This is a genomic window from Streptomyces monashensis, assembly GCF_001866665.1.
Lineage (GTDB): Bacteria > Actinomycetota > Actinomycetes > Streptomycetales > Streptomycetaceae > Streptomyces > Streptomyces monashensis.
Genome location: NZ_MLYO01000080.1, coordinates 1 through 14,076, shown reverse-complemented (window position 1 = coordinate 14,076; position 14,076 = coordinate 1). Strand labels below are relative to the sequence as shown.

The window sequence follows — 14,076 nt, the reverse complement described above, 5'->3', positions numbered from 1 at the left end:
CCCGCTCCCTGGGGTCACCGCCCTGCGCCCGCACCACCCGCCGCACGACTCCGGGCCTTCCGACGACCTACCACGTCGTGTGCGTCAGGCGAGCCTCGCTCCCCAACTCCGGCAGCAACGCCCCGAAGAAGCGGCGCCCGATCGGCGCTGGGACGACCGGCGCACCCCCGAAGTGGTGCGGGACCGCATGGCGGCCTACCGCGACGGCTGGGCGCGCGGCGCGGGTCCCACAGCGCTGCGCGCTGTGACAGCGAACCCCCGTGCTGCGCACGGGGGTTGCGCTCACGCGCCGCGTGAGCGCCAGCGGACCGCTGCGCGGTCCGCGCAATCTCCTCGCTTCGCGAGGAGATTGACGCTCCGTTCGCTCCGCTCCCGGAGCGGCGAGGGCTTCGCCCTCGCGTATCGCCCGCGTTGCGGGCAATACCGCGTCACGTCTGCTTCGCAGGCGTGACGAAGCTCCCTCCGCTTCGCTCCGGGAGCTCAAAAGTCGCACCAGCAGTAGGGGTGCGGGGTGGGTTCGACATGAGACGGTGACCGGAATGAAGTGACGGGATGTCAGATATGGACGCAGTGTCAGGCACGGGAGTCACATCTCCAGCATGCTTCAAAATGAAGCCTAGACCTACACTGGTGGGAGCACCACCCAGTGATCACACCCGAGACGCGCCACCAAAACGTCACCGTGATCCCGTCACCCGGTGACAGTGGCCAAGGCACCGAAGGAGCGGCAGCGTGCCGAAGATTCTCCGCCCCCACCAGCGCGAGGCCGTCGACGCGGTCCTGCGTGCCCTCGGGCTGCCCGCGGGTTCGACCGTGCCCGAGCGCGGGCTGCGCACGCAGGTGGTCATGGCGACCGGCTCCGGCAAGACTCTCGTAGCCGTGCGTGGCGCGGAGGAGCTGAAGGCGGGCCGTGTGCTGGTCCTGGTGCCCTCCCTCGACCTGCTCACGCAGACCGAGGCCGAGTGGCGTGAGGGAGGCCGTACTGGCCTGATGATCGGGGTGTCCTCGCTGCGCGGGGAGGAGGCGGTCTTCCCGAACACCACGGCGGTTGAGGAGCTGGTCGACTGGGTGCGGCCGTTCGACAAGGTGACGGTGTTCGCCACGTACGCCTCGCTCGGACTTGGCACCCTCGAGCGAGCCCATGGCGCCGGCCTTCCCGGCTGGGACCTGATCGTCGTGGACGAGGCGCACCGCACGTCGGGCCGGATCGGCAAGCCCTGGGCGGTCATCCACGACAACGTCCGCATCCCGGCGCTGCGGCGGCTGTATATGACGGCCACGCCGAGGCTGTGGCGGCTGGACGACGACCAGGAGCCGGGCGTGCCGGGCGAGTTGGTGGCGTCGATGGAGGACGATCCGGACGGGCCGTTCGGATCGCGCTGCTACACCCTCACGCTGTCCGAGGCGATCAATTGGGGCATCTGCGCGCCCTACCAGGTGGTGTGCGTCGACATCACCGACGCCCAGCTTCAGGCCGCGCAGCTCCTCGGCGAGGATGCACGGTCGGACCAGGTACGTGGAGCCCGGCTCGCCGCGCTGCAGACCGCGCTGGTGAAGGCCTCGGCCGAGGAGGAATTCCGCCGGACGCTCATCTTCCACCACTTGGTCAAAGAAGCCGAGGCCTTCGCAGCAGGCCTCCCCGACGTCGCCGCCCGCCTGCACGCGGACAACCCCGAGCTGTACCCGCGCGACATCTGGGCGGACTGGCTGTGCGGTGATCATCATGCGGTCCACCGGCGCCGTGTGCTGGGCGAGTTCGCCGGCGGCGGTGGTGCGGCCAGGCGCTTTTTGGGGTCGGCGAAGGTCCTGGGCGAGGGCGTCGACACCAAGAACTGCGACAGCGTGTACTTCGCCGACGTACGCGGGTCCATGCCCGATCTCGTCCAGGCCGTCGGCCGCGCCCTGCGCATCCAACCCGGCGAGGGCAAGACCGCCTCCCTGGTCGTGCCGATCCTGCTCGGACCCGGGGAAACCGCGGACAACATGCTCACCAGCAAGGCCTACGGCGGCCTGGCCAAGCTCCTGGAAGCCCTCAGAGCGCACGACACCCGCATCATGGAGGCATTGGCCATGCCGCAGGCCCCCAGCCGCTCCAAGGGCGTCCAGAGCCGCACAGGAGGCCAGGACGAAGAGAGCGCCGAGGGTGAAGACGACGGCCTCGTGGTGTCGGTGCCGGCGCGGGCGCTGCTGAAGTTCAGCACCCCGCGCGACCCGGCCGCCCTGGCCGCCTTCATCAACCTGCGCGTCCTCAACCCCGAGAAGGAACACTGGCGGCGCGGCGTGGAGGCCTCCGTCGTCTACGCCCGCGAACACGGTGATGTGAAGGTGCCGTTCACCTTCCGCGTTCCCGACGGCCGGGAGCAGGAAGCCGAGCCAGAGGGCGAGAAGGTAGTGCGGGAGGCGTGGCCGGCCTCGCTCGTCGGCTTCCCGCTCGGGCAGTGGATCGCCGACGCCCGCCGGCTCTACGCCCAAGGCCGCCTCGACACCGAGCGCATCCAACAGCTGGAGCAGTTGGGCATGGTCTGGTCACACCGTGACGTCGCCTGGGAAGAAGGGCTCACCGCGGCGCGTGGGTGGGCCCAGGAGAACGGTCACCTCGTGGCGCCGCTGGATGCCGTCTACCGGGGCCACAAGGTCGGCATCTGGCTGAAGAACCAGCGCGCCGACATCCGAGCCGGGACGCTGCCGGCCCAGCGGCGCGAGCAGCTCGAGGACATCGATCCGGCGTGGTGCCCCGTGTGGCCGGTGGAGTGGCAGCGCATCTTCCACCTCGTCCGTCGGCACCTGCACGCCGGCGGCACCCTGCCCACCACGCCAGGCCAGGCCGTGCGCCAGGGCGAGGACCTCGGACGCTGGGTAGGCCAGCAGCAACTCGGCTTCGACAGACTCACCGCCGTGCAGCAGTGGATGTGCGAACACGTCCTCGGCATCGAGCCCGCAGCCGAGGAGGAGAAGCCGAAGCCACGCCGCACGCACGCCGACAAGTGGGCCATGAACTACACCGCCGCCCAGCAGTTCTACGAGCGTGAGGGCCACCTTCGGGTACCCAGGGGACACATCGAACGGATCATCACCGGCGACGATGGCAGGGACGAGGAGGAGCAGGACCTGAAGCTGGGGGCGTGGATCGGGAACCAACGCAGCAGGGCAGGGAGCCTGTCACCGGAACGGCACGAGCAACTGACAGCAATCGGCATGCGCTGGGCGTAACCGGCGCCGGACGGACAGTGGGACCGGCAGCAGCACGACTCCCGGTTCCCCGTCCGACATGTGCAGGCGATGGGCTTGGAGAACGGCGCGGGCCAGCCCTGCATGTCTTCGGGCATGGGCCAGGGCAGATGGTGGTGGGCGTTGCTGAGGGGCCACCCAGTCGGTGGCAGTGGCGTTCTGGGGGTTTCTTGCGCGTTCGGGCCCTCGCTGTCGGCATGAGAGTACGCAGTGCTCTGGCGTGGATGCTGACGCGCCGTCATCACACGGGTCGTAAGGGGTCATTGTCGGGGTGATGCCGAGGGGAAGGTTCTCCTCTCACTCCTGCGGGCGAAGGGACCGCCGGTCCCCAGCCGGGCTGACTGGGCGCCCTCAGACTGGTTTGGGCGCTTCCAGTCTGAGGGCGTCCTGGCGTGTCGTCGGCGGTCTTGCGGCAGAAGCCAGGCAGCGGGCGGAGGGGTGGAGTGGGAGCGGTTCTGCGTGTGGTGCCTTGCCCGGGGGAGACGACCTGGTCGTTCCTGCACCGGGTGGCAGCCGCCTATGGGTTGCGGGTCGAGGATCTGACGGCGTGGTGGCGGTGGAGGAACCGCGGTTATCAAGGCCGTTCACGTCCCGATGGCGAGGTTCTGCTCGATGAGGTGGCACAGGGGCAGTTGGCCGACTGGTGCCGAGTGCCGGCGGGGCATTTGGCGCGGGCGTTGCCGTCCTGGAAGGCGGGAGCGGAGATGCCGGCCGGCCGCAGCGGAGAGGGGCGCGGATGGGTTGGGTGGCGAATGGGGGTGCTTGAGTGGGGGCCGGTTGTATTCGGCTGCCGGCTGTGTGTGGCACGGCGTGGGGGTGCGGGGCCGGTGTGGGTGTACCGGCCGCGGTGGCGGCGGTGGTGTCGGCGGCACGGCCGGTGGCTGCTGGACGTGGGCGAGGGCCATCCCCTGCAATTCCTCGACGTCAGCGCCTTGGCCAAGGAGTTGGGGCGGGCTCAGCGCCGGTGGGGGCGGGTGTCGCTGGCTGCGGGTGCGGCGGCTGGCGCTGAGCCGGGTGAGGTGTTCGCACTGGCGCGGGCTGTGGTGTGTTCCTGGTGGGAGCGGGAGGAATTTTGGGAGCGGGAGACGGCGTGGGGGTGGCGGCTGGAGCAGGTGGCGGCCGCTACCCGGCGGCGGTGTGCGGATCCGGCGGGCTGGGGAGCTGGGCAGTGGCGGCTGCTGGTGCGGGATGCGGTGACGTTCCCGGAGGTCGTGGCGATGGCGCAGGCTCTGGTAGACCCGCGGATGCGGCAGCTGGTTGCCGGTGACGGCGCGGGTGCTTTGGTGCGCGGCCGGGGCGGCGGTGAGCGGTTCGCTGCCGCACTGGGCGAACGACTCGGCCGGGAGTGGCTGGGTGAGCTTCAGGCGCAGGAGCGAACGGGGCCGCTGGTGTCCTGGGCACAAGCGGTGAGCCGTGAGCAGCGCCGTGAGGCGGGCTTGCCTCCTCGTCAGGGGCGGTACGGGCTGTGGTGGGTGCATACGGCGCACCGGCCAGTCGAGGTGGGAGCGGGTCTGCGGCTGATGGCCGAGGCTGTGGATGCGATTGCTCGTCCGGGTTGCGGTGCAGGGGCGGGTCCGGAGGCGGTGGGGCGGGGAAAGCCGCCGGCGGCTGGAGGGTGGCAGGCGCAGTGGGCGGTGCCGCGGCGGGCCGGGCACGGTCGGGGCCTTGAGCAGCGAAGTGCCAGGTTGTTCGCTGAAGGCCTGGAACAGGCCCGTCGTCATGCGGCAAAGTTCGGGCATCTGGCCGTCCCGCATACCGACGGCCAGGTAACGGAAGGGTTCGATCTGGGACGCTGGCTGGCCAACCAGCGTGCCGAGGCCGCGTCACTGACCAGACAACGGGCGGCACAGCTGCAGCAATTGGATCCGTGGTGGAACCCGCCCTGGCCCGTCGACTGGCAGCGTGCCTGGTACCGGGCCCGCGCCCACGTCCTCGCCCACGGGAGGGTCCATGGCGGCGACAATCTGGACGCTCTGCCGCACTGGTTTCAGCGGTGGCTGCGCCATCAGATCACCCACTACCGGCAGCTGCAGCCGCGACAGCAGAGTCTGCTCGCCGAACTCGGCCTCACTCAAGGCGAGGTGGAGTGCTTTTGGGCCTGGCCAGGGCGTCGGCGCCCGGCCCCGGACAGCCTGGCCGTCGCACGTGCCTACGCCGCCCGCCACGGCCACCTCGCCGTCTCCCAGCCCACGGTCGTCGACGGCTTCCCCTTGGGGAGATGGCTCACTCACGCGCGCCTGCGTCAGCGAGCCGCCGGCCGGCCCACCCGGATCGGCAGGGAACTGACTGCCCTCGACCCTTGGTGGAACCCGCCCTGGCCCATCCCCTGGCAGCAGATGTGGTGGACCTGCCGCCACCGCCTGTCCGGACTCCCCCACCATCTCGCGTGGTGGCCGGACGCGCCGAATCGCGAGTACGCCATCGCCTGGCTGTCTGAGCAGGCCGCCCGGAGGCCTCTGTTGCAACCGGGGCAGCAAGACATGGTCGAGGAGTTGCTGGCTCTGGCCGGCGGAGTGCCACAGTGGCAGCCGCGGATCAGCGACATCGCCTGGCAGACCCTGTCCCCGCTCCTGCCACCACCCACCCACACTGGCGGCCGTCCCCGCAGCGAACGCCAACTCCTCGAAGCCATCATCCACATCGCCTGCACCCGGCAGGCCTGGACGCGCCTCCCGGCCGCCCTGAGCCCCTTCGAAGCCTGCCGCCACCGCTACCTCAACTGGCACTCAGACGGCACCCTCACCCGCATCTGCCAGGCTGTGCTGCCCGAACAGGACACCCATTGGCAACAGCACCTGGCCACCTACCTCCGCTCCCCCGGCATGAAGTGACCGGCTGCGGGACCCGATGCCCTGGTGAGGCTTCGGACAACCGGTGCGATCCCCTGCGCTGCTGGGCGCAGCACAGGATGTGCCTTTGGCTGGCAGCGGCTAGGGCTAGCAACAGCTCGGCAAGAGCCCGGCGGTGGTTGTTGCTTGGTAACCCTTCTGGCTTGGCAGCAGGGTAGAAACCGGAGTGGGCGACGCACGCGCAGCCGGCCAGCACGCTTCGATGCTGGTGGATGTAGTCGTACCACGTCCGCAGTAGCGCCTCCTCAGCTGACGTCGCATCAACCAGAGACTGGGTTGATGGTTCCGTATGCGGTGGCGAGTGCTCGATCCAGTCGTGGCTGGCGGAAGGACTCCGTGAGTCGACTTACGGAGCTTTGGGTAATGCAGTGGCGGCCCATCCCCGCGGGCGCGGGGATGGGCCGCCACTTCAACGAGTCGTCCGGCCTTCTCACGTGAAGGCCTCATGGAGGCTGGTCTACAAAGACTCTCCCATCTGTGGGCGCGTGACGCGCTGTCGTGTCAGCACCGCGGCCCGCCGGTGGTGTGGTCCAAGTGCGCCAGGAAGTCCTCAATCTCACGCACGAGAGCTTGCGTTGCTTCAGACAGCCCGACTCCGGCTTCCCCCAAAGCCCAATCGACCCTGTCTGCAGCTACGCGAATACCAGCTGACCGGCATGCAAAGCCACTCACGAATGATCTGAAAGCTTCCTCAGTATGTTCTTTCCCGTGCCCACAGCATGCCGATAGTTCTTCTTCGCTCTCAGCATCGAGGATATGAAGATAGTCCCGTGCATCCTCGTCACCCTTGAGAGCTGCCCTTTCCCACCAGCTTCGCGCTACATTATCCCTGTCCAGGAACTCAAGGATTTCTGCTACGCGCCGTGTTTCCTGCGGTGTCGCGGAATCATCGACTTCCTTTTTCAGGAGAGTGCGTAGTTCGCGGACCACGCCGATTCGATGGTTTCCGTTTCCGTGGTCTTCCAGGCAGGGGGCGGGGGCCGGGGGCCAGCCCGCAGGCTGGCCCCCCTCCGCCTGGACAGGGTCCTCGCCGATCCGAGAACCCTTGGAAAATGCCTGCTCAGATCCTTCGAGCAGGAGCCAGAGGGCGAGGAGCCGGATGGTTCCCCGCTCCTCGGGCTGGCGCGTCCAAGCGGACAGGTATGTCATGCGGTGGCCTCCTCGCTGTGCTCGTTGATGGACTTCTTCAGGTTGTTGGCGGCGGCTTTGATGTAGCGCTTCACCGACTCCTCCTTTATCTGGAGGCGCTGCGCAACCACTGCAGGGCTGAGGTCCTGCAGAACACACAGGGTGATGACCTCGCGCTGCCGTTCAGGAAGGCTGGAGACGAGTTCTCCGATTCCTTCCTTAATTATTTCGTAGGCGGCCTCGGGGATGCCGATGCCTGATTCCATTTCGGGCAGTTCATGAACCGGTACCGTGACCATCCGCTTGTGTCGACGGAACTGGTCGATGACCGCCCGTTTCACTGCGATGCGGCCGTACGCGGTGAGCGACCCCTCCTGTGCAGAGATCGTCGCCCACCGCCGGTACATGTTCAGGTAGACGTCCTGCACAGCGTCTTCTGCGCTGTGCAGGTCACCCGCCTCGACCCGGGCCAGTCGGGAGAACGCCTCGATGGTCTCGAGGACGAAGGACTCGAAGTCCGCTCCCGGTGCGGCCTCGCTCACGCAGCCTCCCGCGTGGCGATGGCCCGGTGACCGGCCGGGTCGGCCATGTCCTTGCGGAACAGCCAGGCCGGGCGGCCCTGCTCGAAACGGGCGGCGGCGCCGCCGTCGGGCAGCGCCTGCGCCATCGCCACCATGGTGGCGCGCTGCTCGCGCTCCGCCCGGGTCTCGATATGCGCCTTCACAAGCATCTCCGTGATGCCCCGGGTGCGGCGCATCACGGAGAACAGCAGGAGCAGCAGGGGAACCCCGCCCGCTCCTGCCCAGTACGACCAAGTCATCGACCAGGCCTCCCAGTAGAGACGAACTCGTTGGTGAAGGCCCGGGGGCCTTCACTTGCTTACACGCCGCCGGAGGCCAGATCCGGATGCCGGAGACCAAGATTTTTTCCCAACTCCCCCGGCTTCCCCGCCCGTCGCATCGTCTTCGCAGGTCACATGGGGAGCAGAAGGGACGGAAGAGTCGGTCTGGGGCCGGGAAGGGCCTCGTTGAGTAGGAGTGACGGCCCCGGGAAAGGAGGCGAGGCCAGGGCGTCGTGAGAACGGGCCGACACCACGACCGCCGCCTTGCTTGATCCGCTGAGCATCCGTTGCGAAAGCGCCCGTCCGGGACGGCGAACACGAGACCGTGATGGAGTGACCCACCCCGGCCTACTGCGGACCGCTCCCCTGCGGGGAGAGACGACCTCGTCGCTGATCTGCCGCATCGCGAGCCGCTACGGGCTGGAAGCAAAGGCGTTGCGGTCCTGCTGGCACTGGCGCAACTACCAGCCCGGGCACGACGGCGGGGGCGCGCGAGCCGACGCCGAGGTGCTGCTGAACGCAGCCGGACGGCAGCTCCTGGCAGGCCTGTGCGGCGTCAAGGAAGACGTGCTGGCGCGGGCGCTGCCGTCCTGGGCGCGGGAGGACGCCAAGCTGCCCGCCGAAGAAGACGGAGCGCCGGAGGCGGCGTGGCGGATCGGCGGCGCGGTCGTCGGACCGGTGGCATTCGGCTGCCGCCTGTGTGCCGCCCAGCGTACGGGGACGGTCGTGCGGGTGGTGCGGTACGCCCCGCGGTGGGAACGGGTGTGTATCCGGCACGGGCGGTGGCTCCTGGACGCGGACGCCGACCAGCCCCACGAGTATCTGGACGTGCGGCACCTGCCAGAAGTGACCACGGCGCAGCGGCGGTGGACCGGGGTGGCGCGGCGGGCCGTACGGGCCGGAGCAGAGCCGGAGAAGGTGTTCGCACTGGCGCACGCGGTCGTCGCCCGGTGGTGGGAGCACGCCTTCAACTGGCAGCGGGAGACGATCTGGCCGCGGCGCCTGCACCAGGTCGCGGGCGGCAACGCCGGGACGGATTTGGAGCGGTGGCGGATCGTGGGGCGGGACGCGGTCGTCTTCCCCGAGGTGGTGGCCGTCGCCGACGCGCTGCTGGACCCGGCCATGGCCCAGCTGGCGTGGCTCGACAGCGGCGCCGGGCGGCCGCGGGCGCTGCCCGCCGACGGGAGGTTCTGCCGCAGGCTCGGTGAGCGGGTGGGGCGTGCGTGGCTGGGGCCACTGGCCGCGACGGACCACGGCGGGCCGCTCATCGCGTGGATGGGCAGCGTCATCCGCCTTCGCCGCGGCACCGGCGGGCCGCACGGGTACGACAACGACCCGTGGTGGCTGCGGCAGGAACACCAGGCCGCAACCATGGCCGGCCAGCTGCGGGTGCTGGGCAAGGAGAAGAAGGCACCCGGTTCGGGGACGATGTGGCGGGCTGCGGTACCCGCCGAGCAGCGCATGCTGATCACAAGCGCTATCGACAGCGCCGAGGAGCAGTTGCTACAGCTGCGCGGCGTGCAGACCGGTCCGACCGCCGACGTCGCCCGGCGGGTGCTGCGCGGTCTCAGTCACAGTGCAGGTCTGATCGAGAACGCCTGGAAACGGACCGCGGTGGCGGCGGTGAACGGCGGGGTGCCCCTTCAAGAGGTGGCCCGGTGGGTGAACATGCCCGTCGAGGTGCTCCGGGAGATGCTGACCCCTGGCGGGCAGGAAGACAGCGGCTGAGAACGATGCGCCAGGGGCGGATGGGCTGCTAGCTGATACGGCACTCGTTCGTGGCAGAAATACTGGAAACAGCGGTATGCGCTGGCAGGAGCGGCTTGGCTGGCGCGGGTGACCAGCACAGGAGCGGCCCGGCACCGGAGCCGGCCAGGGCGAGCGGCCGTGGAGCAGGGCGGTGGGTTCGAGGCGGTGTTCCTCGACCCAGTGGGGCAGGCGGTGCAGCAGCGGTGGGCGGATGCCGCCATGACCGTGGCGTTCGAGGACTTGCCGCCGGTGTCGGCTTTCCCGGTGGTCCCGGGGCGGCGCTGGGGGCCGGGCCTGTGGTGGTCGGCGACCACCGGGCGGCACGTGGCCGCGGGGTCGAACGCGATGCGCGTCCAGCTGATGGTCCTGGACCGCGACCCGGACGTGACGGGCCTGGCGGGGCGGCCGGTGCGGCTGCTGTGGCGTGATCCCCGCAGGCAGGTGCGTTCCTGGGTGCCGCAGCTCTTCGCCCGGCGTGCCGACGGCACCGCGCTGCTCGCCGACTGCCCCAGCCACCAAGACGCCGGCGGCGAACGCGCCCGGGGCGCCGCCCAAGCCGTCGCGGAAGCGTGCGCGCACATCGGCTGGACCTACCGGCGCCTGGCACCGCTCGACGACGTTCTGGCCGCCAACCTGAAATGGCTGGCCGGCTACCGCCACCCCCGCAACGCCGGCCGCCTTGGCCTGATGGCGGCGGTCGTCGAGGCGTTCACACGGCCGCGACCGCTGATCGAGGGCACCGAAGCGGTCGGCGACCCGGTCGAGGTCCTCCCCTGCGTCTTCCACGCCCTGTGGCACGGCCAGCTGACCGCCTGCCTGGACGCGCCGCTACACGAACGCGTCCCCGTCGGCCCGCAGGGCTGGAGCAACCCCGAGAGGGAGGATGCCGGGTGACCGCGCGGCGCAATGCCCGGCCGACTGTGAAGGTCGGTGCTCACGTCCGGTTCCGTGGCGTGAAGTGGCAGGTGGTCGCCCTGTCGGGGCAGGACATCCACCTCGTCGGCCCGGACGGCGGTGGTGTGGCCGTGCTCGCCGGGCACCTGTTCGCCGACCCCGGCTTCACCGTCATCGGCGCCGAAGTACCGCAGACGGCCCCGCAATGGGGGCTGTTCGAGACCGCCCCCACTGCGGCACGTGAGAAAGCGCTGGCCTGGCAGCGGCACGTAAGGGAAGTCGAATGCGGGCTACCCGGCGGCCCCTGCAGCGAAGGAGCGGTGCGGCCGCAGTACGACCCCGAGCGGCACACGCTGGCCGAGCGGGAGCAGGCCAAAGCCCAGGAGCTGACCGCGCTGGGCTTCGGCCGGGTGTCGCGCACCACGGTGCAGCGCATGCGCCTGGCCTACCGCAAACAAGGCCTGTGGGGGCTCCTCGACCACCGCACCACCCGTGCCTCCAGCCCCACCGGGCGTTCCGACGAACGGGTCGTCGCCGCCGTCCGCGAAGCGCTGCGCCGCCGCCGCGGCCGCTCCAAGGGCACCATCAACGGCCTGTTCCCCCTCATCAACCAGATCCTTCAGGACCGGCACGGCCCCGGCACGGTGCCCACGCCGTCCCAGGCCACGCTGTACCGTCTGGTCACCGCTCTGGCCCGGCCCGGTGAACTGCCCACCGGGCCCGTGAGGCAGGTGCCGGCCAGCGTCGACGGGCGGGCCTTCACCCCCGCCACGGCGCTGCGGCCCGGCGAACAGGTCCAGGTCGACACCACCCGCCTGGACGTCCTCGCCCTCTTCGACGACGGGCGCCTGGCCCGGCCCGAACTCACCATCGCCGTCGACGTCGCCACCCGCGCCATCCTCGCCGCCGTGCTGTGCCCGAGCGCGACCAAGGCCGTCGACGCCGCCCTGCTGCTCGCGGAGATGGCCGTCCCCCACCCCGCCCGGCCCACCTGGCCGGACATCCTGCGCATGGACCACGCTCCTGCCCTCCCCCACCGGCAGCTGGCCGCGCTGGACGAGCGCCTGGCCGACGCGGCGGCCAGGCCCGTCGCCCTGCCCGAGACGATCGTCGTCGACCGCGGCAAAGTCTTCGTCTCCGCCGCGTTCACCGCCGCCTGCGAGCACCTCGGCATCAGCGTCCAGCCCGCCCCGCCCCACGCCCCCACCGCCAAAGGCATCGTCGAGCGGACCTTCGGCACCATCAACGCCCTGTTCTGCCAGCACCTGCCCGGCTACACCGGCTCCGACGTCACCCGCCGCGGCCCCGACACCGAGAAAGACGCCTGCTACAGCGTCGCCCAGCTGCAGGACCTCCTTGATGAGTGGCTGGTGCACTACCACCACCGGCCCCACGAAGGCCTGCGCCACCCGCTGATGCCCCGCAAAGCGCTCACCCCGAACCAGATGTGGGCCGCGCTGGTCGCCGTCGCCGGACACGTGCCCGTCCCGCTGACCGGCCGCGACTACCTCGAACTGCTGCCCGTGCGCTGGCAGGCCATCACCCCTGCCGGCATCACCATCCACCACCGCACCTACGACGCGGACCTTCTCGCCCCCTACCGCGGCCAGCCCTCCCCCGTCGCCGGCCGGGGCGGGAAATGGGAGATCCACTACAACCCCCACGACGTGCGCCAGATCTGGATCCGCCTCACCGACGGCGACCTCACCGAAATCCCGTGGATCCACCGCGACTACATCCACCAGCCGTTCAACGACCACGTCTGGCAGCACATCCGCACCCATGCCCAGCACAGCACCTATGGCGAGGCCGAACACGTCGAAGCCGGCCTGGCCGATGCCCTCGACCAACTCATGCGCCGCGTCCACAGCGGCCACGCCACCAAAACGGAACAAGCTCTCCTCGCCCGCGCCACCACGCTGCCGGTCCCCGCCGCACGGCATCCGCAACACGACACCGGACCCGCCACCGGCGAACCGGCACCACACGACGAGGACGACAGCATCGACGACCTCGACGACCTCCCCGACGACGGCACCCACCCCGCTGCGGCCACCGGATTCGGGCTCTACGACGCACACGAGGAGGCCGACAAGTGGTGAACCCGCGCCGCCACCCCGCAGCGCATCACCCGGGCAGCGCACCCGCCGACGCGGGCAACGGCAACACGGCCGAGCCGTCCTGGCCCCTGACCACCTGGCAGGGCTGGCAGCGTTTCGCCACCACCGACCCGCCCGCCCCGCCCCGTCCCGGCGAGGCGCCCCGCAGCACCGAGGAACGCCTTGCCTACCATTCCGCGTTCGTCACGATCCGCACCCCCGCCCTCAGCCAACTCGCCGCCCAGGTCCGCACCCTGATGATCCTCGGCCGTCACCAGCAGACCACCGCCCGGCCCTCCCTCATCGTCACCGGACCCGCCGCAGCCGGGAAAACCACCGCCCTGCTGAACGTCGGCCGCTCCTGCCACCTCGCCCACGCCCGCAAAAACCCCGCACCGCCCGGATCAGACCACGCCGCGACACCCGTGGCGTACGTCCTCGTCCCGCCCGGCGCCACCGCGAAAACCCTCATCACCGAGTTCGCCCGCTACCTCGGCATCCCCACAACCACCCGCATGACCCAGACACAGATCACCGACGCCGTCTGCCACACCTACACCGCCGCCGGCGTCCAACTCGTCCTCATCGACGAAATCCACCGCCTCAACCCCCGCACCACCACCGGCGCCCAGACCGCCGACCTGATCAAAGACCTCACCGAACGCCTGCCCGCCACCTTCGTCTACGCCGGCATCAACGTCACCGACACCCCCCTGTTCACCGGCACCCGCGGCGCCCAACTCGCCGGACGCGCCACCCTCATCGACTGCGGCCCCCTCCCCGCCCGACACGGCACCCGCGAACCGTTCCGCGACGTCATCACCGACATCGAGAACGCCCTAGACCTCCACCAGCACAAGCCCGGCACCCTCCCCCGTCACGCCCCCTACCTCCACCAGCGCACCGCCGGCCGTATCGGATCCCTCACCCGACTCATCCGCCAAGCCGCCATCACCGCCATCCACGACGGCACCGAACGCATCACCAAAGCCGCCCTCGACGCGGTACGACTCGACCACCTCGCCGAAACCCACCACCGCCCCCGCACCCGAACCCGATAACCCCGACCCCACCAGCACGAACAGCCCTGACCAGCAAAAACACCAACCAGACCATTACACGCGAGAGCTACCTACAACCCACCCCGCCACGCTCCACACAGAACGCATAACCCCAGCTCAAACCCCCGCCCACCCCGACCCAACCGCCCACTCGACTTCTCAGCGAACCCACAACACCCCAGGCCAGCAAGCACTCGACACACCAACAAACCCCCCTCCGAGCGTTA

The 14,076-nt window shown here is 70.1% G+C and carries 9 protein-coding genes and 1 pseudogene; 7 read left to right on the top strand and 3 right to left on the bottom strand.

The genetic code is table 11. The annotated features are described in order from the left end of the window. The 3 genes and pseudogenes from BIV23_RS52710 to BIV23_RS38550 all read left to right on the top strand — a co-directional run. Nucleotides 1-244: pseudogene (locus tag BIV23_RS52710) on the top strand (hypothetical protein); the annotation flags it as partial. A gap of 488 nt (nucleotides 245-732) precedes the next feature. After that, the gene (locus tag BIV23_RS38555; RefSeq protein ID WP_079173672.1) at nucleotides 733-3,210 is read left to right on the top strand and encodes a DEAD/DEAH box helicase; all 2,478 of its coding nucleotides are present in this window, start codon (nucleotides 733-735) and stop codon (nucleotides 3,208-3,210) included. A 908-nt stretch (nucleotides 3,211-4,118) separates the two neighbouring features. Then, nucleotides 4,119-6,059 carry a Helicase associated domain protein gene (locus BIV23_RS38550; RefSeq protein ID WP_071385658.1) on the top strand — a complete coding sequence of 647 codons (1,941 nt, stop codon included), beginning with the start codon at nucleotides 4,119-4,121 and terminating at the stop codon, nucleotides 6,057-6,059. Nucleotides 6,060-6,578: 519 nt separating this feature from the next. Here BIV23_RS38550 and BIV23_RS49940 read toward each other — a convergent pair. From BIV23_RS49940 to BIV23_RS38540, 3 genes are read right to left on the bottom strand one after another with little or no spacing between them, the layout of a single operon-like run. Continuing rightward, nucleotides 6,579-7,226 (bottom strand): hypothetical protein, encoded by a 648-nt coding sequence (locus BIV23_RS49940; RefSeq protein WP_143079203.1) that lies wholly within the window; start codon nucleotides 7,224-7,226, stop codon nucleotides 6,579-6,581. Then, nucleotides 7,223-7,747 carry an RNA polymerase sigma factor gene (locus tag BIV23_RS38545; protein WP_071385657.1) on the bottom strand — a complete coding sequence of 175 codons (525 nt, stop codon included), beginning with the start codon at nucleotides 7,745-7,747 and terminating at the stop codon, nucleotides 7,223-7,225. Before BIV23_RS38545 ends, BIV23_RS49940 begins: the two co-directional genes overlap by 4 nt. Further along, complete coding sequence (locus BIV23_RS38540; RefSeq protein WP_071385656.1) at nucleotides 7,744-8,025, bottom strand: hypothetical protein; 282 nt, start codon at nucleotides 8,023-8,025, stop codon at nucleotides 7,744-7,746. Before BIV23_RS38540 ends, BIV23_RS38545 begins: the two co-directional genes overlap by 4 nt. 354 nt (nucleotides 8,026-8,379) lie before the next feature. Between BIV23_RS38540 and BIV23_RS38535 the strand changes: the two genes are divergently transcribed. The 4 genes from BIV23_RS38535 (at nucleotide 8,380) to BIV23_RS38520 (ending at nucleotide 13,849) form a co-directional block, all read left to right on the top strand. Continuing rightward, the gene (locus BIV23_RS38535) at nucleotides 8,380-9,774 is read left to right on the top strand and encodes a TniQ family protein (RefSeq protein ID WP_071385655.1); all 1,395 of its coding nucleotides are present in this window, start codon (nucleotides 8,380-8,382) and stop codon (nucleotides 9,772-9,774) included. Between the two features lie 108 nt (nucleotides 9,775-9,882). Next, nucleotides 9,883-10,689 (top strand): TnsA-like heteromeric transposase endonuclease subunit, encoded by an 807-nt coding sequence (locus BIV23_RS38530; protein WP_425443573.1) that lies wholly within the window; start codon nucleotides 9,883-9,885, stop codon nucleotides 10,687-10,689. 59 nt (nucleotides 10,690-10,748) lie between these two features. After that, nucleotides 10,749-12,791 carry a Mu transposase C-terminal domain-containing protein gene (locus tag BIV23_RS38525; protein ID WP_425443572.1) on the top strand — a complete coding sequence of 681 codons (2,043 nt, stop codon included), beginning with the start codon at nucleotides 10,749-10,751 and terminating at the stop codon, nucleotides 12,789-12,791. An 86-nt stretch (nucleotides 12,792-12,877) separates the two neighbouring features. Further along, on the top strand, nucleotides 12,878-13,849 hold the full coding sequence (locus BIV23_RS38520; protein WP_071385659.1) for a TniB family NTP-binding protein: 972 nt from the start codon (nucleotides 12,878-12,880) through the stop codon (nucleotides 13,847-13,849). The last annotated feature ends 227 nt before the right edge of the window (nucleotides 13,850-14,076 follow it).

Excerpts from the sequence above, each read along its gene's own strand:
- BIV23_RS49940 (WP_143079203.1), bottom strand. The coding sequence starts at position 7,226 with ATGACATACCTGTCCGCTTGGACGCGCCAGCCCGAGGAGCGGGGAACC.
- BIV23_RS38540 (WP_071385656.1), bottom strand. The coding sequence starts at position 8,025 with ATGACTTGGTCGTACTGGGCAGGAGCGGGCGGGGTTCCCCTGCTGCTC.